At 48.2% G+C, this 19,262-nt stretch carries 11 protein-coding genes and 1 tRNA gene; 4 read left to right on the top strand and 8 right to left on the bottom strand.

The features are described from left to right. Positions 1-27 precede the first annotated feature (27 nt). The 5 genes from QUA99_RS18430 to QUA99_RS18410 all read right to left on the bottom strand — a co-directional run bounded on the left by QUA99_RS18430 (position 28) and on the right by QUA99_RS18410 (position 9,635). Positions 28-5,463 carry a DUF4347 domain-containing protein gene (locus QUA99_RS18430; RefSeq protein ID WP_333239615.1) on the bottom strand — a complete coding sequence of 1,812 codons (5,436 nt, stop codon included), beginning with the start codon at positions 5,461-5,463 and terminating at the stop codon, positions 28-30. A gap of 757 nt (positions 5,464-6,220) precedes the next feature. Then, on the bottom strand, positions 6,221-6,580 hold the full coding sequence (locus QUA99_RS18425; RefSeq protein WP_333239617.1) for an NIL domain-containing protein: 360 nt from the start codon (positions 6,578-6,580) through the stop codon (positions 6,221-6,223). 83 nt (positions 6,581-6,663) lie between these two features. Beyond that, a complete protein-coding gene (gene cysW / locus QUA99_RS18420; RefSeq protein WP_333239619.1) occupies positions 6,664-7,539 on the bottom strand; it encodes a sulfate ABC transporter permease subunit CysW in 876 nt (291 codons plus the stop codon). After that, a complete protein-coding gene (cysT, locus tag QUA99_RS18415) occupies positions 7,529-8,389 on the bottom strand; it encodes a sulfate ABC transporter permease subunit CysT (RefSeq protein WP_333239621.1) in 861 nt (286 codons plus the stop codon). The genes cysW and cysT overlap by 11 nt, the downstream gene beginning before the upstream one ends. 100 nt (positions 8,390-8,489) lie before the next feature. Next, a complete protein-coding gene (locus QUA99_RS18410) occupies positions 8,490-9,635 on the bottom strand; it encodes a sulfate ABC transporter substrate-binding protein (RefSeq protein WP_333239623.1) in 1,146 nt (381 codons plus the stop codon). A gap of 354 nt (positions 9,636-9,989) precedes the next feature. Between QUA99_RS18410 and QUA99_RS18405 the strand changes: the two genes are divergently transcribed. The 4 genes from QUA99_RS18405 (at position 9,990) to QUA99_RS18390 (ending at position 12,849) form a co-directional block, all read left to right on the top strand. Beyond that, positions 9,990-12,149 carry a WD40 domain-containing protein gene (locus QUA99_RS18405; RefSeq protein WP_333239625.1) on the top strand — a complete coding sequence of 720 codons (2,160 nt, stop codon included), beginning with the start codon at positions 9,990-9,992 and terminating at the stop codon, positions 12,147-12,149. A gap of 126 nt (positions 12,150-12,275) precedes the next feature. Then, positions 12,276-12,348: transfer RNA gene (locus tag QUA99_RS18400), tRNA-Thr, on the top strand. A gap of 49 nt (positions 12,349-12,397) precedes the next feature. Next, on the top strand, positions 12,398-12,598 hold the full coding sequence (locus QUA99_RS18395; protein WP_333165950.1) for a hypothetical protein: 201 nt from the start codon (positions 12,398-12,400) through the stop codon (positions 12,596-12,598). Further along, positions 12,598-12,849, top strand: coding sequence for a hypothetical protein (locus QUA99_RS18390; RefSeq protein WP_333103119.1), 252 nt, complete (start codon positions 12,598-12,600; stop codon positions 12,847-12,849). The genes QUA99_RS18395 and QUA99_RS18390 overlap by 1 nt, the downstream gene beginning before the upstream one ends. Here the strand turns inward: QUA99_RS18390 and QUA99_RS18385 are convergent. From QUA99_RS18385 to QUA99_RS18375, 3 genes are all read right to left on the bottom strand, one after another. Further along, complete coding sequence (locus tag QUA99_RS18385) at positions 12,839-14,752, bottom strand: aminopeptidase P family protein (RefSeq protein ID WP_333239627.1); 1,914 nt, start codon at positions 14,750-14,752, stop codon at positions 12,839-12,841. The two genes, QUA99_RS18390 and QUA99_RS18385, sit on opposite strands and share 11 nt — an antisense overlap. A gap of 16 nt (positions 14,753-14,768) precedes the next feature. Continuing rightward, positions 14,769-15,941, bottom strand: coding sequence for a pyridoxal phosphate-dependent aminotransferase (locus QUA99_RS18380; RefSeq protein WP_445251027.1), 1,173 nt, complete (start codon positions 15,939-15,941; stop codon positions 14,769-14,771). 85 nt (positions 15,942-16,026) lie between these two features. Beyond that, positions 16,027-19,068, bottom strand: coding sequence for an SMC family ATPase (locus QUA99_RS18375; RefSeq protein WP_333239629.1), 3,042 nt, complete (start codon positions 19,066-19,068; stop codon positions 16,027-16,029). Positions 19,069-19,262 lie beyond the last annotated feature (194 nt).

Genomic DNA, 19,262 nt, shown 5'->3' with positions numbered 1-19,262 from the left:
TTTCCACTGCCGAGCTTTATCTGCCGACTAAACCAGCAAGCTAAAACTCTGAGCCGATAACTGGCTCGGCAGCACGCCCGTCACTACAGCCAAAATCTGGTTGCTGCCCGCGATTCCGATCGCCGTGGAGCCATTAGTTTCGGTAAATGACAGTTGATTGAAGTCCAAGCCTCCCACCAAGACGAGCTCATCAACTCCTTCCGTGAAGTTGATAATGGTGTCAATTCCCCCGCCCGCTGCCAAGATAAAGCCATTGCTGCTGCCGCCGATCAGAGTATCGCTGCCAATGCCGCCAAAGAGCAAGTCATCGCCGGGGCCACCAAAGAGCACATCATCGCCGCTGCCGCCAATTAAGGTATTGTTACCGTCGTTGCCGCAGAGAGTGTCATTGCCTCGATCGCCAATTAGCACGTCATCCCCAGCGCCTCCCAACATTACGTCATCGGCTTTGCCGCCGTACAACAGGTCATTGCCTTGGTCGCCAGAGATCGAGTCGTTGCCAAGATTGCCATAAATTGTATCGTTAGCGCGATCGCCAAAAATCAGGTCAAAGCCTTTGCCGCCGAAGAGAGTATCGTTATCGATGCCTCCGTAGATAGTATCGTTGGCCGTATTGCCATTGATATAGTCGCCACCCTGTAAGCCAAAGATCAAATCGTTGCCGCCCAATCCGAAGATAGAGTCACTGCCGGCAGTACCCACGATCGTCTCGTCGCCGTTAGGGCCGTCGATCGCATTACCCCCAGTCCGACCGGGGGGCAAATTGGGAGCGACAATCCTGGGGAAGTCCTGAGGGCAAACCAAATCTGTCGGTACAGGTGCAGGTGTCGGCGTCGGTGTCGGTGCAGGCGTCGGTGTCGGTGCAGGCGTCGGTGCAGGCGTCGGTACAGGTGCAGGTGTCGGTTCAGGCGTCGGTACAGGCGTCGGAGTCGGTTCAGGCGTCGGTGTCGGTGTCGGTACAGGTGCAGGCGTCGGTGTCGTTCCAGGCGGTGTCGGCGTCGGTTCAGGCGGTGTCGGCGTCGGAGTCGTTACAGGCGTCGGGAAGTTCCCGAAGTTGATGCCGCTGACAATAGCGCCCGAAGTCAGGAGGATGTCGGCGGGGTCGGCAGTGCTTTGGGTAAACCCAGTTTGGTTGACTTCTCGGACGCGGTAGGTTCCCGGCGTTAGGTTCGCGAACAGGTAGTTGCCGCTGTTGTCTGTGGTAGTAGTAACAGGAGCAGGAGCAGTTCCAGCTACGACATTGGTTAACTGAATTTGGAAATTGGGCAAACCCGGTTCTCCAGCATCCTGAGTGCCATTGTTGTTGCTGTCTTGGAACTTCAGACCTCGGATCGTACCCGGTTGGGGCAGGAAGTTGCCGAAGTCAATGCCCGTGATGTTATCTCCACCTGTTACCGTAACGGGGGCGGGGTTGGGGGTCGTCTGCGTCCAGCCGTTTTGCTGGACTTCCCTGATCTGGAAAGTACCTGCGGGTATGTCCTTAAGAGTGTAGTTGCCTGCGGCATCGGTGATGGTAGTGGGTTCGCCCTGCTGAAACAATCCATCCGGAGTGATACTGTCGAGGAATATTTGCCAGTTAGCTAGCCCCAATTCTCCGGCATCCTTAACGCCGTTGTTGTTGAGGTCATTAAATTTTTGACCGCTGATGGTGCTCGACTGGAAGTTGCCGAAGTTGATGTTAACGATGTCTTGGCCGCTGGTGACAGTGATGTCGGCGGGGTTGGCGGTAGTTTGCGTCCAAGTAGGCTGCAAGACTTCCCGCACCTTATAGGTTCCGGCTGACAAATCGATGAATTTGTAGTTGCCCGCGACATCGGTGAGGGTGTTCGGTTCCCCGGTGTCGAGAGTACCGTTGTTGTTGGTATCGAGGAAGAATTGCCAGTTGGGTAGTCCTGTTTCTGCTGGCGCATCTTGGATGCCATTTGTGTTGATGTCATTGAACTTCAGACCGCTAATCGAGTTGGGCTTGAAGTTGCCGAAATTGTTGTTTTGGGAGTCTGTGCCGCTGGTGACGGCGATCGTAAACGCGCCTGAAAGAGTAGGCGTGGCTGGGTTGACGGGGGGCACAGTTTGCGTCCAGCCGGTTTGTGGCACTTCCCGCACTGTATAAGTGCCGGCTGTAAGGTCGTCGATCTCATACTGACCCGTAGCATCGGTGATTTCGCTTTCTTCATCAGCATCGAAGGTGCCGTTATTGTTGGCATCCACGTAGATTGTCCAGCCTCCTAGCGGTTGTTCTGCTGGCGCATCTTGGATGCCATTTTTGTTGAGGTCATTAAATTTGATCCCCCTGATTTTGCCTAGCTGGAAGTTGCCGAAGTTTTGAGCTGTAATATTTGTGCCGCTGACCGGGTTAATTGTATAAAAAGCCGGACCGGCGGTTTGTGAGAAATCTGTCGGCACGTCTTCTCTCACAAAGTGCCGACCGGAACCAACGTTGGCAAAGCTATACGTCCCAGCCGCCGCTGGCGCTGTCCCGGTAAGTTGACTGGCGACTTCGGTGTCGCCGGTATCTAAAGTGCTGTTATTGTTAGTATCCTTGAACAAGCGAACGGTAATACCGTTGAGGGGCGTGTCGTCAGCAGTGAAGCCGTTGCCGGTGAGGTCGGTGAATTTGGTGCCGCTGACAGTGATGTTTTGGAAAACGCCGAAGTTTTGAGCGGTGACAGCATTACCGCTTTGGGCGCTAACGAGAATTGCGGCAGCGGGGAAAGAGATGCTGGAGTTGGCTGGAGGAGTGGCTTGTATCAGGTAATTGCCGGGGCCGATATCGGAGAATGTGTAATCTCCGGCTCCTGCAGTCGTTTGGGCAGTGCCGACAACAGTATCTGTGCCGACTTCTAGCGTGCCATTGCCGTTGGTGTCTTTGTATAAGTTGACGGTGACGCCGTTTAGTGTAGTGTCGTCGGGAGTGAAGCCGTTCCCCGCCAGATCGGTGTAGGTTTTGCCTGCGATCGATGTTTTCTGGAAATTACCGAAGTTGGCACCCGTGACATTAACAATACCCGTATTTGCCGGAATCGGGCCGACAGTCTGCACCCAAGCAGTCGCAGGGGTTCCAGCGGGCGGGGCTTCTGTAATCGGAGTAGCTGTTTTTACGTCGCGCAGGGTATAAGTGCCGTCGGCTGCGGTGGTAGCGCTCTTGGTACCTACAGAAATCACCCAGCCCGGGAGGCCCGGTTCAGTTGCCACCTGCCGAACGCCGTCACCGTTAACGTCGTTATATTTAAGGCCAGTGACGATCGGGCCGTACTCGTAAGCGCCGATATCAACAGCAGTGCCGATCGTCCGCGGAAAGCCGGTACCCCGTTGGTCAGTCGCGCCGGCAGCAGCCGCAGCCGTGGCATCCCCGCCATCGATCGCCGGATTAAGTGTCGCAGTGCTGTCAGCCAAAGCATAAGTCTGGGGAACGCCTGTAGCCTGGTTCAATCCTGCAGCAGGTGCGATGACATTTCCTATAGGAACCGTCAGTTGCTGGGCGACAGGTAAATTGCTACCAGCAACGTTCCCGATCAAATTGCGGATACTGGTGGCAGCGAAGGATGTCCCGAACACGTCAGGATTCGCGCCGCCCAAATTCCCCGCGACGATCGAATTTCTGACATTCACAGTACCGCCGTTAGTAGCAATACCCCCGCCCACAGCAACAGCAGGAGCAGTAGCAGTAGCAGTGTTAGCAGTGATGGTGTTGTTAGTCAGAGTTGCAGTAGCGCCGCTGTTGACAAAAATCGCGGCCCCCGCGCCCTGGCCCGGTGCAGCCCCCGCACCACCAGCAGCACCTCCCGTTGCTGTGTTGCTGAACAAAGTGCTGTTGTTCAGGGTCAAACTGCCAGTATTGACAAAAATTGCGCCTCCCAAACCAGCACCGCCGCCGCCACCGGCGGGGCTGCCTGCTCCGCCCGGGGTGAAAGCTCCGACTGTCGTGCTGGCTCCGCCTGCGGTACCGAAGCCGCCGCCACCTCCGAAGCCCCCGACACCGCCGTTGCCGCCAACACCGCCACCGCCGCCGCCGCCGCCTCCTCCGAAACCGGCAGCGCCGCCAATGCCCCCAGGGCCGGCTGCACCTGCTGTGCCACTGCCGGCGACGCCACCAGCGCCGCCAGCGCCGCCGCCGCCGCCTCCTCCTCCGAAGCCGCCCGTACCGCCAGCGCCGCCAGCACCGCCCGTACCGCCGTTAGTTCCCCCGGTACCAGCGCCGCCCGTACCGCCAGGGCCTCCGGGGCCGCCGTTAAGACCCGTACCGGGCAATCCGCCACTGCCCGCGCCGCCATCACCCCCCGTACCGCCGGGGCCGCCATTACCGCCGATGCTTTGCAACCCGGTAAGCCCAGTTTGACCGGGGCCGCCTGCAGACACGAAGGGAAAGAGATCTGCAAAATCGGTGTTGCCACCAGGCCCTGCGGTGGCGGGAGCGACGGGGGCCGCGCCGCCCGCGCCACCTGTAGCGCTGTTGCCAGTAAAGGTCACGCTGTTAACTGTGACAGTGCCGCTGTTGATAAATAGTGCGCCGCCCATCCCGGCAGCACCCCCGCCGCCGCCTGTGCCGGCAGCACCTGTCGATCTGCCCCCGGTAATTGTCAGGTTGGAAAATGTGACTGGGCTGCCGGCGCTGTCGATGAAGAAGCCCCGGTTATTGCCGAGATTTAGGGTGAAACCTCCACCAGTAAAGGTGATGGGGGTGGAAATCCTGGGCAGAACCTGTCCGGGCCCGAAGGTGATGTTGCCGGTGATGGGAATCGTGTCTGCATTGGGCAAAGCGTTAGCCAGAGTTATCGCATCTTGCAATTCGCCAAATGTGGCGACTAAAACTGCGCTGTAGGCTTCCCTCGCGTCAGCAGAAAATGCTAAAGGTGTTTCTATGTTGCCGGTAGTTACTTCGAGTTCCCAGTCTCCACCCAAGGCGGCACTCCCGGTCAAGTTGTCTGAAGCGGCAATATTTGCCCCCGTGAGCTGGCTCAGCCTTTGGACGAAAGCCACACCTGCTTCTGTGGCGGCGACGTTGCAACCGTAAAGCAGAATTTCGGGTTTAGCTGTAATTGGAGAGTTCGAGTTTGCTTCGGCTGCTGGCAAAGCAAACCATTTTTCTAAATAATTGCGGTAGCTTTCAATGTTGCTGAGATTGAGTTCTGTTCCCCCCAGTTGCAAGCTGGCTGCTGCGCCGTGAGACAAAATGTGGACGGCTGCAATGTTTTTCCGCTGTTTAAGTGTTTCGGCGATTTGCTCGATGCCGTCGCGATCGGCTTTCAGAATAACAATTTCTGTATCGGGATTGGCCGTTTCTGTTAAACTTTCGCAATCTGTAACTTGTGAATCTGCAAAAACTATCTGGTGTTTCGGTTCTTTATAAAGTTCCACGATCAAATTCTCCTGGTACACGCACATCAAATTCATAGCACAAACCAACCGCAGCAGCGATCGCTCTTTTTCCGGTGCGGAGGAGAGTCGATCGCCCTTAACCTTCACCTCAATTGAATATTGACAAAAATCTTTTTTTATGCTCCCTTCGCCTAACTGAGTTAGTTTGATTGTTGAGAAGTTTTAAAGGGGGATATTGTTCCGACTGTTACAAATCAATGTTGGAGAAGACTGGCGCGCTGTTTTTTGATATAGCAGAGATAGAAAAAATACCAGATTTTATAAAAATTGTCAATCAAATAAACGGATGGCGATCGATCTTTGTTAGTCAGGACTGACGCACAGAATCTACGTGTAGGTGCGCACTGCGCGCCTTACCACTACAGATAGTGTAAAAAATGATTCCTTGCGTAAGTCTTATTAGTCAAGAGTCCTCAGTCACCGTTATTAGCTAAGTCTTGAACCCACGCTTCCCAAAAAAACCCCGTTTCTCCTTGTGGCGTTTGAGGGTATATGACCAAATTACGTGAAGCAACCGGGTTTTTGCGTCCCTAACTGTAGCTGTAAGCTGATATTATTTGGTAGTGGTTAGCTGCTGAATGATATGTATGTGCGATCGAACAACCGCAATCACAGTGGTTTGTAGTAAGGAATGCAATTCCTCATAAAACTCAGAGGACTTGCATTCCTTAGTACAAACGTGATAACAGTTATTTTACAAGACTACATATGACTGATGAATGCTGATTCATGACTAAAATACCCGGACAATATTAGACTCAATAAACCGGGAATAGGAAAGAAAATTCTGGAAAACGCAGAATTTTCTTTCCTATTCCCGGTTTCTGCGTCCTAAAGTGACTAATTACCAAGTTTCTTCATCGGGATTATTGGAATTGCTCCAGATTTCCACATCTAAATCATTGAGATACATCAGAGCGGTTTCAATCTGTTTACTTGTACCGTTAAGTTCCAAATCAAACCAACCGTCATCTAAAGTTTTGACACCCAAAAACGCAGCATTAAAATTAACCGTCAAACCGTATTCAGAAATCAGGTGAGAAATGACAGGTTCCTGATGGTATTCTTTAGGAATCCGAATCCGAATTCGGGTTTGAGTTTGTCTGCTGTCGCCATTCTCAGATTTGGGAAGGTCTGATTCTTGGGTTTTGTGAAAATCACTTATACCCTCAAATTTAGATTCGCTACTGTTGTGAGCTAACATTTGGGCCTCCTAATATTTACTGGTTTCAGGGATGAGGTGTAAGCTGCATACCTACAGCCTTAATGACAAATGACAAATGACTGTTATTCAACTTCTTTAATGCTAGTTTTTCGTTCTAAAATCTCCTTAAGTACAAGGGTAATAACTCCTAAAAAACCTAGAATTACCGCCGCTGAAAATGCGGCTTGTGTCGCATACTGCTTGTAAGCATCCTCTACAAACAAAGGCAAAGTTTGCGTTTTTTTAGCAATATTTCCCGATACCACAGAGACGGCTCCAAATTCTCCCATTGCTCTAGCATTGGTCAAAATTACTCCGTAAAGCAATCCCCAGCGAATACTGGGAAGGGTGACATTCCAGAAAATTTGCCAGTCATTTGCTCCTAAAGTTTTCGCCGCTTCTTCTTGATCTGTTCCCACTTCTTCCAAAACAGGAATCACTTCGCGGGCCACAAAAGGCAAGGTAACAAAAGCAGTAGCCAGTACCATTCCAGGGAATGCAAAAATAACCTTAATATTTGCCGCCTCCAGCCACGGTCCGAACCATCCCACCCGACCGTAAAGCAGTACAATCATTAAACCTGCAACTACCGGTGATATGGCAAACGGCACGTCTAAAATGCTGATTAATAGCGTGCGCCCGGGAAATTTATTGCGGCCAATTACCCAGGCTGCACACAAACCGAAGACTGTATTTACAGGCACAACTATCAGAGAAATTATCAGGGTAAGTTGGGCTGCATGCAGAAAATCGGGCGAGGTTAAGTTAGAAATAAATGGCTCAAATCCTTTTCGGAAAGCTTGGTAAAAAACGTTGAGCATGGGGATGAATAAGACGAGAGCAAGATAGCCGCTCGCAATTCCGATTAAAGTTGGTTTTACCCAGGCTTTCTCCTGACTGCGACTAGAACCACTGGGCGGAAATTTGTAATCAGCGGGTGAATTGATATTAGCCGTCATAGCGTCTTCTCCATGCTTGTAATAAATTAATTGCGAACAGCATTGCCAGGGAAATAGCTAACAGGATAGTGCCGATAACTGTTGCTCCTGCATAGTCGTACTGTTCCAATCTTTGAAAAATTAATACTGGCGCGATTAAATCTTTGAAGGGTATGTTAGAAGCTACAATTACAGTAGAGCCATACTCGCCAACGGCTCGCGAAAATCCGAGGGCAACTCCGGTTAAAATAGACGGAAATAACGGGGGTAAAACTACTCGCCAGAAAGTTTGAAATTGAGAAGCACCCAAGCACCAAGCTGCTTCTTCGATGTCTTTTTCCATTTCGTTTAAAACTGGCTGTACAGTCCGCACTATAAAGGGCAAGGAAATAAATATCATGGCTATTCCTACGCCCAAGCGAGTAAATGAGATCTTGATTCCCAAGGGTGCAAACAGCCCGCCGATCCAGCCGTTATCGCTGTAAACTGTGGCGAGGGTTAAACCCGCGACGGAGGTGGGCAGTGCAAAAGGTAAATCGACTGCTGCATCGACAACCCGTTTTAAGGGAAAGTCGTAGCGGACTAATACCCAGGCAATTAATGTGCCGAATACTCCGTTAATTAATGCGGCCATTAAGGCCGTAAAGAAGGTGACATCGTAGGCGGAAAGGGCGATCGGACTGGTGGCAATTTTCCAAAATTCAGCGGGGTTGGCTGTGCTGGCTTTCAGCAGCATTGCTGCAACTGGAAGCAAGAGCATTAAGCTGAGGTAGCCTAGGGTGATGCCCCAAGGTAATGTGATTTTGCCGATCGCCTTTTTGATATTTTCGATCGGAGATTGAGGGTTACTGATTGCAGATGATTCAGCCATAAGTCAATAGTTTTAAGTTGGAAAGAATAATTGCTGTCGGGGCGGGTTTTACCAATAATAATTGCCTAAAACCAATCATTTCGTAAACCCGCCCCGACCACTACTGTTTAATTGAACCTTGGATTTTGTCAAAAACAGCTCCGTCATCGAAGAATTTCTGCTGAATATCTCCCCAACCTCCTAAGTCTTGAGCTGTAAATAGGGTTTTGATGGGGGCATATTTTTTGACAAATTCTGGTTCTGCGGCTACTGTCGCATCTACTGGGCGGAAGCCTACTTTGGCAAATTCTCGCTGAGCTTCTGGGGTGTAGAGAAATTTGACAAATGCTTCGGCGACTTCGCGAGTACCGTGTTTATCAACGTTTTTATCGACGATGGCAATCGGATTGTCGATCGAAACATTGACTTCGGGAATACTATAAGTCGGTTTTTCGCCTTTCTCACCTGCCAGAAGAATCTCGTTTTCGTAGTTAATTAAGGCGTCGCCTTGCCCTTGTTTGAAAAATACATCAGTGGCTTCGCGGGCATCTTTAGTCAGAATCGGGACGTTTTTGTAGACTTTAGTAGTCAAGTCTAATGCTTTGGTTTCGTCTCCTCCGGTTTTAACAACCGAGCCCCAAAGTGCGAGGAAATTCCAACGGGCAACGCCTGATGTTTTGGGATCGGCAGTAATCACTTTTACTCCGTCTTTGCTTAAATCTTCCCAAGTTTTGATGCCTTTGGGATTGCCTTCGCGGGTAACTATTGCTCCTACAGATTTGCTGACTATGCCTTCGTTGGGGACTTCTTTTTCCCACCCGGGCTCAATGAGTCCGGCTTTTTCGATTTTTGCAGTGTCGAGGGCGAGGGCGAGGTGTACGATGTCTGCTTCTAAACCGTCAATTACGGCCCGAGTTTGGGAACCGGAACCGCCGTAGCTTTGGTTGAAGGTGACGGTTTGGCCTTTTTCTTTTTGCCACTGTTCTACAAATTTGGGAATTATGGCTTCGTGGGCGGCTTTGGTGACGGCGAAGGATACTAGGGTTAATTCTACGTTGCCTTTGTTGGCTGCTGGGCCAGCACCGCCTGGACTGGATCCGGGGTTGTTGCTGGTTCCCTGACCGCAGGATGCAACGGCGAGACTTAAACTTATTCCCACTAAAAATAGCGACACAAATCTTTTGAGCGCAGTAAATGATTGATTTGTGCTGGCTGGTGGCTGTTGCTGCCACTGAAGGTGTTGAGTTAGGCGTTGCCACGGACTCATTATATTTGTTCCTCTAGTAAAAGTACGGTTATTAGGTCGGAATACCGTAAATATGGTTGTGAAGTATGATTATAGACAAGAGCGAGTCAAATGGCAACAAAAAAAACAAATTGGGGGAACTCAGGGTCGATCGAATATCCTGAAGTCTTTTCCGTCGGTGCTTTCGAGCCAGATTCGAGGGAAAATGTAAAGTGCATAAATAAATATTATTATTGAGTTAAGGTGCTAAGCTGGCGCGGCTGCACGATACGCCTTACGGATACGCTGACCGATCGCCCAAATGCAAGAGCCCAGCCCCAGGGGGTACGCCTGACTCGCGCGATCGCCCTTAAGTAAGAAAAACTTTTAACTGGTATGTCCTTACCCCGCCCCGTCTCAGACACCCTAATTGAACTGTTGAAGCCTGTAGCCTCTGAATTGGGAGAAAGATTGGGCGCAAGCGCTGTCAACGAACGGTATGCAGAAATTGAGCCGTCTGGTTCTTGTGCTTTGAACCAGCAAATCAAAAAAGACCCGCGCTGGATTAAAGCCCAAGTGCGATATTTGCAGAGGCAGCAGGCCAGAGAACAAGAATTAATCGCGATCGCGGGTGCAGAAGAAGAATGGGTAAAGCAAGAACGCGCTAATCGAATTAAGGCAGAAGAAGTGAGAGATAAGCGGGCAATTAGCCGGCTTTGCCGCGACTTAATGCGGGAGTTTCAATCAGAAGCAATTCGAGTTAAGCTGAGCGAAATTCAAACTATTTGGGACAGAGACAATTGGTTTTCTAATTTGAGCAGGCAGGAAACTGAACAGATTTTGCAGCAGCAGCAGCACCGATTGCTGCTGTTAGTTGCTCCCGCAAAAATTAGCCAAGATTGCCCTGATTCGTTTCGCCACAATCTGAATATCGAGCTGCCGGCTAAGTTGAGAGCTTTTTTAAACCAGCACTACCCCCAGCACGGAGATTTGTCTCCGGTTCAGTTTTACGGAGACTATTTCAAAAAGGCAATTTCTGATATTGATGTGGAGCGGTTGCAGACTGTTTTGTCTCCCGTACCGACAGCTATACTGTACAGCGATATCAGCGATTATGAAGTTAATTTTCATGTCGGTTTTTGGGGAATCATCAATCAGAGCGTTTCTCTAGTGGCGATGCAGCCTTGGAATTGGGAAGAGGTTTACCACCAGTTGGAGGCGGAGGGGAAAGATGAAAAACTGAGCCTGCGGATTATTCGGCAAATAATTGTGACAATTCACAAGTTATTGGCGGCTTTTTTAGCTGATTTGTATTATTTAAATATCGATTTTACTCACGAACCTCAGCTATTTAATTTAGAGGCGGAATTTGCTCAGGAATGGTTTTCTAAAGATTGGGCACTACCTTATATTGAAACTCTTAAAGAAATTCAGGATCAGCAGCGAATAGTCTATAAGGGAGAGATGCGGCGGCTGGCGCTGCGAGAGGCGAAAGCTAATGCTGAACGCAAGCGTTTGGAGGAGGTTGAACTCAAACGCAGAGAGGAAGCTGAGGCTGCATCTAAGCGGGCGAAGGAATTAGCTCACAAATTAACAAATCTGAAATGGCGGTGCGTATACACGCTGCCGGGACATTCATCGTTTGTGAATTCTCTGGCGATTAGTCCTGACGGCAAAATTTTGGCTAGCGGCAGTTGGGATAAAACTATTAAGATTTGGAATTTAGAAACAGCCGAATTAATTGGCACTCTGACGGGACATACCGATCGCGTAAATTCGGTTGCTATTAGCTATGACGGAAAAATGTTGGTCAGCGGCAGTTCGGACGAAACAATTAAGTTTTGGAATTTGCAAAGCGGTGATTTGCTGTGTACTTTTCCGGGACATTCTATGGAGGTGAATTCGGTGGCGATTAACCCGAAGCGCCTGGTAATTGCTAGCTGCGGCGGGGCTGATAATACGATTAAGCTGTGGAATTTGCGGAGTGGTGAGTTGCTGCGGACTTTGAAGGGTCATTCGGACAATGTGAATTCGGTGGTTTTTAGCCCGGACGGTAAAATATTGGCGAGTGGCAGTTCGGATGCAACGAGCAAGGTTTGGGATGTGGAAAGTGGCAAGTTGCTGCGGACTCTTTCGGGGTTGAATGTTGGGGTGAATTCTGTGGCGATCGCGCCGGACGGTCAGATTCTTGCTAGCGTCAGCAATGATTATACGATTAAGCTGCGGAATTTGCACACGGGCAGTTTGTTGCGGATTTTAAATACTCATTATGCGAAGGGAAAGGGTGTAACGAATTTAGGAACGAATGAGGCGCTGCATATTTTGCAGAATTATGTGAGTCGGGGCGATTCGGTTGCTATCAGTGGGGACGGTTTGACTTTGGTTAGCGGCTGCGATGATAATACGATTAATATTTGGAATTTGCAGACCGGGGATCTGTTGAGCAGTCTTAAGGGACATTCGGGTACGGTGTACTCGGTGGCGATCGCACCTTCGGGCAAGTTGCTCGCCAGCGGCAGTGCGGATCGGACGATTAAGATTTGGCGGTGCGATTAGTTAATTGGCAGCGGGCAGACAATTTCGGTTTTGCCCTTACGGGGAGGGGTTTTGAGCGAATTTGAAAAAAAAATTGGCTGGGGGGGTTGCGCTGATGACTATAAGTTTGCTATATTAAGTTTCACTGCTGGTGTAACTCAGTTGGTAGAGTAGCTGATTTGTAATCAGCCTGTCGCAAGTTCGAGTCTTGTCACCAGCTTTATTAGTATAATTTTGATAGATATAACTATCTACAAATCACAAGCTCTATGTTGACGATCGAGCAAATTGAAGCCGCTATCCTCGATCTACCACCAGATAAGTTTCATCAACTTTTGGAATGGTTTCTTGAGTTGGATTATCGGCGTTGGGACGTGCAGTTAGAACTAGATATTGCTGGCGGTAAGTTGGAAGATTTAGCCCAGGAGGCGATCGCAGATTTTGAGGCGGGGCGCTATCGGGAAATTTGATGCACTACACGACTCGTCGATTTTGGGAATGCTACAACGCTTTACCTGAAACCGTAAAGCTTTCAGCCGATCGATGTTACGAATTACTCAAAGCCGATCCAACTCATCCATCGCTGCATTTCAAAAAAGTGGGCAAGTATTGGTCAGTCAGAGCCGGACAAGACTACCGAGCTTTGGGTATAGGGATTGAGCAGGGTATTTTGTGGTTTTGGATCGGCGCGCACGCAGAGTACGATCGGCTTATTGGCTAACAGTAACATCAATTTTACCTAACGCAGCGCAGGCTGTTTTCAACCATTCAATTGCTGCTGCATCAAGTACGGGTTCCAGTTTCTCCACTACCGAAGCGTGATAATTATTCAACCATGCTAGTTGAGTCTTTGACAGCCGATCGACATTTATCAATTTGCGCTCAAACGGAATATAAGTCAGAGACTCAAATCCGTACCAAACCGAACCGTTTTTGGAGGGCATTTCCCTGACAACATAGAGATTTTCGATGCGAATTCCGCCCCATCCCGGTTCGTAATATCCCGGTTCGATGCTAGTTACCATTCCGGCTTCTAGGGGATACTGCACCGATTTGCTGATGCCGTTTGGCCCTTCGTGACCGGCTAAAAACGCGCCGACTCCGTGCCCGGTGCCATGTCCGTAGTCTAGCTGTTCTTGCCACAATACCGCACGGGCGATCGCATCTAATTGCGCTCCCGTTGTTCCTTTGGGAAATTGCTGCATTGCACAGTTGATGTGCGCGATTAAAACTGTGGTGTAGTGTTCTATTTGTAGCGCAGTCGGTTCTCCGATACTTATTGTTCTCGTATCGTCGGTTGTACCTGCTAAATATTGCGCGCCTGAGTCAAGCAGCAGCAATTCTCCGGGTTTTAAGGTGACTTCTGGGCTGGGGGTTCCGTAATGTACGATCGAGCTATTGGCTCCCGCACCTGCGATCGTTCTAAAAGTTAAAGTCTGAAAATCTGTTTCTTGCTGGTAAAATCTTTCGATGGTTTCTTTGACATCAAACTCTGTCAAAACATTACCATTTTCTAGCTGATATGTCAACCACTTTAAAGTCAAAGTTTTCGCTCGACTTGCTTTGAAATTGGCTGATTTCATCTGCTCGATTTCAACCGGATTTTTGCGAGCTTTCATCCCTTCTACCGGATGTGTCTCAAAAACTATTTCGATGTTGTAAAACTGCGCTTGTTGATGGTTTAATATTAACTGGTAGGTGCCTGCTGTGCTGTGTTTCGGGTCTAAAAGTACCCGGACTTTATGTGGTAAATTTACGCAAGTTTCTAAGGTATGCGGATAGTCTGCGTAGGGAAGCAAAGTTACATCTGCCCGCAATTCTTGCTTGATTTTTAGTGAAATTCGTTCGGTATTTGTAAACAAAAACGCTGAATCTGTGGTGACAATGGCATAGGATATAAAAATGGGAATGTGGGGAATATCAGAGCCTCGGAGGTTGAACAGCCACGCGATTTGATTCAGGTTGGTAATCGGAAGCACATCGATATTGGCTTTTTGCATGGCTTCCCTGACTCTGGCTAATTTTTCGGCGGCGGTTTCTCCTGTCAGGGATGCAGGTAAGCTAAATATGGGCTCTGCATCAATCGCGGGTAAAGTCTCTGCTGTTTGCCAAGGAGTTTGCGATCGCACTTTGTCTGTCAAATTCTCCCTGATTGGTATGAGTTCAATCTCTGCATTCGCGAATTTTTTTACCCAATTTTGATATTGCTCTGTCGCTACAGTAAACGGGTCAAAACCCAGGCGAATTTTAGTTGATTTTTCTGCCGATTCTACAGCCAGTTTTTCTAAAGTTTCAATTAAGGTTAAATTTCCTTCTAAGCCGAGTTTCGATATTTGAATAATTCCAGTATCGACTTGCAATTCTGCTTGTTCGTAATAGCGGGAATCCACAAACAACCAAGCGCATTTTTTGCCAACCAACAAATCGCCGGCGGAACCCGTAAAACCGCACATCCAAGCCCGTCGCTGCTTGGTTGCTGGAACTGATAAATTTAAGTGTTCGTCAACCGCTGGGATGTAATAGCAATCTAATTCATAATCTGCCATCAAATCGCGCAAGTCTGCCAGTCTGGCAGCGGAGGTATCTTGGGTATTTGTATTTGCTTTTAAGTTCGTGGCAACCATTTGGAAATTTCCTGTTTTACTTGTTTAAAATTGTCTTCAAACCTTTAACTAATCTCCTAATACCTGCGGTGGCGGTTGCTTTTTCCAAAGCACCGTAAGCAACGCGCAGATAGCAGCCACTATCCATGCCGAAGGTTGTACCGGGAAGCACTGCTATGCGATATTCGCGAATTAATTGTTCTACTAATTCCATTGTATCGAGTTCAGTATCAATTTTCAAGAAAAAGTAGAAAGCTCCGGCGGCTGGGGAAATTGTACACAAGTTTTGGATGGTATTGAGTTCGTCTAATACGAGTTGTCGCACAGATGCGATCGCCCTTACATAATTATCGCAGTAACCTCTACCAACTTGCAAGGCTCCCAGCGCTGCATACTGAGAAATTACTGGGGGACAAATTAAGATTGTATCTTGAATTTTTCTCACTGAAACGAGCAAATGTTCTGGGATTACCATATACCCGATCCGCCAACTCGCAAAACCGTAGGCTTTGGAGAGGCTAAATAGAGAAATTGTATGTTCGCTGCTATTGGGAAAAGCGGCGGGCGAACAGTGTTTGACGCCGTTATAAGTAAAATATTCATAAGCTTCATCGCTGATGTGATAAATGTTGTGCTGGCGACAAATTTCGTTAACTTCCCGGAGTGCTTCGACCGAATAAACAACACCAGTGGGATTATTTGGCGAAATGGTAACTATGGCTCGCGTTTTGTCGGTAATTGCTTTTTTTATAGCATCGATATTAAGTTGATAATGGGCGTCAGTTTCTACTATCACAGGTCGGCAACTTGCCATAATTGCCGCCATTTCGTGGTTGAAGTAATAAGGTGATTGGATAATAACTTCGTCTCCCGCCGAGGTGATAGCGAGAATGGCGTTGGTAAATCCCATATTGCTGCCTGCGGTAACGACAATGCAATTTTTGCTATTAATTTCTATGTCGTTATCTGTTTTTAGTTTGGCTGCGATAGCATCTTGTAATTGTGGAATTCCTTCCACGGCTTTGTATTTGTGATTGTCGGGATTTGAAAAGAATTCGGGGATTTTTTCAAATGATTCTTGTGGCGGATTGTAGTAAACTACGCCTTGTCCTAAAGATATTGTTCCCGGATTTTGGCGGATCAGTTCGCCAACTACTGGAATTATTGGCGACTGTACCGATTGCATTCGATTCGGGTGATTTTTCATCATATATTATAGGGAAGTCTAGGGGCAGGTTTACTTATAATGTATGTCTTTAAGCAAGTTTACTATTTCACGCACACGCCTCTCCACTTCAGGATCTATGTAATTCAATTTTAGAACCTTGCGGCGACTTAAACACTTTAACTTGTGCGGGCAATCTTTCCCCCAATTCTCGAACGTGGGTAATCACTCCAATCAGCCTGTCTCGCTGCCGCAAAGATTCTAAAATTTGAGTAACACTTTCGAGAGTTTCGGTATCTAAAGTACCAAATCCTTCATCTAGAAATAAGCTGCCCAAGTGAGTTCCTTGAGACAGTTTTTCTGACAAAGCTAAAGCCATTGATAAGGAAGTGGCAAAGGTTTCGCCACCGGAAAGAGTACGCACTCGTCTAGCTTCGCCACCGTTCCAATTATCTGCTACCCAGTATTCGCCGTCTTGGTTTCTTAATTTGTAGCGATTTTCGGTTAATTCTTGCAAAATTAAGGTGGCGCTGCCGACTAATTCTGCTTCTAAATGTTCTAAAATGTAGGATTGAAATTCGTTGGATTTGAGATTCTGCGCTAAGGTGTGATAAGTTTGCTCTTGTTCTGTGAAATTTGTGATTTGCTGTGACAGTCTTTCGGCTTGTTCGAGATTTTGAGCTGCTACTTGAATCCAAGCTAACAGTTCGGCGCGGTTGTTGTTGGCTTGTTTGAGGTTTTCTTGGGCGGTATGTTTTGCCGATCGCACTTGTGCTAAAGTATTCTCATCGGTAGTTCTGCCTGCGATCGCCTCGCTCAAATCTTTCGCCCGCGTCTCTAACTGAATTTTTGATTCGCGGTGAGAGCGAATAGCATTTTCCCATTCTGATTGTTCCTTAACTGTTGCAACCGCTGCTAAAAATGTCTCTTCTGTGAAATCAGCCGCTGTTAATTTTGCTGACCAATCCAGGTTTAACTGCTGTTTATGAGCCTGGGCTTGTCCAAAAGCTTCTCCAGCTTGTTGCTCTCTCTCTGCTGCTTGAATAACCTTATTTTGAGCAGTTTGATATGATTTTTCGGCAACTTTCAGCAGATTTGCCAAGTCTTGCTTGTCTTGCTCTAAGACTTTTGCTAAATTAGCATAAGGTTGATATTCGGTAATTTGATAAAGCGCATTTACACAACTTTGCAACTGCTGCTGGCGGCGGTCGGATTCGGCGATCGCATCTTGATATTCCTGCTGTTTAGCTGCTTGAGTCGCCACAGCAAAATTAAATTTTTGTTGAAAATTATCATATTCCAATGATGCGAGTTGGAACTGCTGTTCGGTTTGGCGGTATTGGCGATCGCTCTCTTTAAGGAGTGCCAACTCCTGCTGCAACCCCAAGCTTTCCCACTGAGGATTTTCCAGCACATGAGTGATTTCCTGCTGCAATTCGGCAACTCTATTCGCCGTTAATTCCAACATTTGAGCAATTTCAGACTCTTTTTGCCGGCAGGCTGAAACTGCACTTTTTCCCTCAGCAGCCAACCTTTGAGCATCTTGAAAAACCTGATTTGCATCCGCCAATTTCCGGCGCAAACCAGCGACATCGACAATATTAGAATTCGGCAAAGGAGGGAGCTGCTCACTATCAGGATGCACCCCCCCGCACACCGGGCAAGTATCGCCAGAATTCAGCGACATTCTAACAACAGCAACACTCTCTAAACGTGCCGCTTCCGCATTAGCGGTTTGGGCCGCTTCTAACTCGCGATCGCACTCTTTTAGCCTGACTTCAACAGCTTCTAAATTAGTGGTAGCCTTCACATAATTTTGTTGAGCGGTTTCCTTCTCTGCAATAGAGTTCTCCAACTGTTCTTCCTGAGCCTTTTGTTGCTTAGTAATTAGCTGAAGTTCCATCAATAAGGGTGAAATTTGCTGCAATTGCTCTAAACGCTTTCCTCCGAGCGAATACTGTTCGAGTTGTGCCGCTGCTTGAGTAACTCGAAAACCCGCACCTTGAATTTTAGTGTTAGCAGCTTGCAGGTCTTTATCTGCTGCCATAAAAAAGCGGAGTTTTTCCTGTTGAATTTTTTGGGCAAGCGCAACTTCTTTTTCTAATTGAGCGCGCTGTTCTTCATATACTTTAGCAGCAGCTAGAGCATCTTCGCGAGCCTTAATTTGTGGCGCTAGCACCTCTTCTTTCGCTTTGGCCGCGTCAAGTTGCTGCTGCTCTACTGCTAGCTCAGAGCGAGCTTTAATTAACTGCTTTCGCGCTGCCACCGAGGCACTTTCGGCAGTTTCATACTGACTGCGAGCCGAGCGCACTAAAGCCCAATCTCCCTGTAAATGATTAGCAGCTTGCGATCTTTCTAAACGCTGTGCTAAAATTGCCACCTCGGCGGAATTAGCATTTAATTGAGCCAGTTGTTGTTGTAACTCTTGCCAGCGAGTGATTTGCGAAAATAACTGTTCCTCTTCATCTAGATCCTTCTGAGCTTTCATCACGGCGCGATCGAACTGGGGCAACTGCTGCTCTAAAATCAAAAGTTGCGATCGTCTTTGAGCCACCTCATCCGCCGTCGGCGCACTCAACTCAGCTAGCTGCCTTTCCACCATTTCCCGTTCTTGTTTCAGCAACTTTGCGAGCTCGTTTGTTTCCTTCCGCATCTGCTCAAAAATCTCAAATCCCGCTAGCTGCCGCAAAATTTCCCGACGTTTTGAAGTATCCCCTTTAATAAACTCATCAAACTTGCCTTGAGGCAGAACAATTGCTCGCGTAAAAGTATCAAAATCCATCCCTAAAATCTGTTCAATCGTATTTTGAACAGCAACGATACTCGTCCCCAAAGTTTCCCATTGGCCATTTTGCCAGTTGTCCAAAATTACCTTATTTTCGGGAGATTTCGGACGGAAACGCCACCTTCGCGTCACCCGGTACTGTGCCGAACCCACAGCAAAACGCAACTGAACTTTTAAATTTTCGCTACCTTGACTTGCCAAATCACTGACTTGTTTTCCACTGCGAGTTGTCGTGCCAAAAAGAGCGTAAGTCATGGCATCTAGCAGTGAAGATTTTCCCGCACCTGTAGCACCAGTAATTGCAAACAAATCGAGTTGAGAAAAATCTAAACGCTGTTCGCGGTGGAAGCTGGTAAACCCTTCGAGAATAAGTTCGAGTGGACGCATACTGATTTTAGATTTTAGATTTAGGGTTTCTATTTCTTTTTACCAGGATCTGCCTGGTAAAGCAGATCCGGAGGCTCTGCCTCCTATTTTCCTATTTAAGCGCGAGGCAGAGCTTCTGGATATTGGTTCCCAGACCGAGCCTGGGAACCAGTTATTGTATCTTTTCCTATTTAAGCGCGAGGCAGAGCCTCTGG

It is taken from the genome of Microcoleus sp. F10-B2, assembly GCF_036704965.1.
Taxonomy (GTDB): Bacteria; Cyanobacteriota; Cyanobacteriia; order Cyanobacteriales; family Microcoleaceae; genus Microcoleus.
The sequence above is the reverse complement of the archived record's forward strand: the minus strand, read 5'-3'. Positions and strand labels throughout refer to the sequence as shown.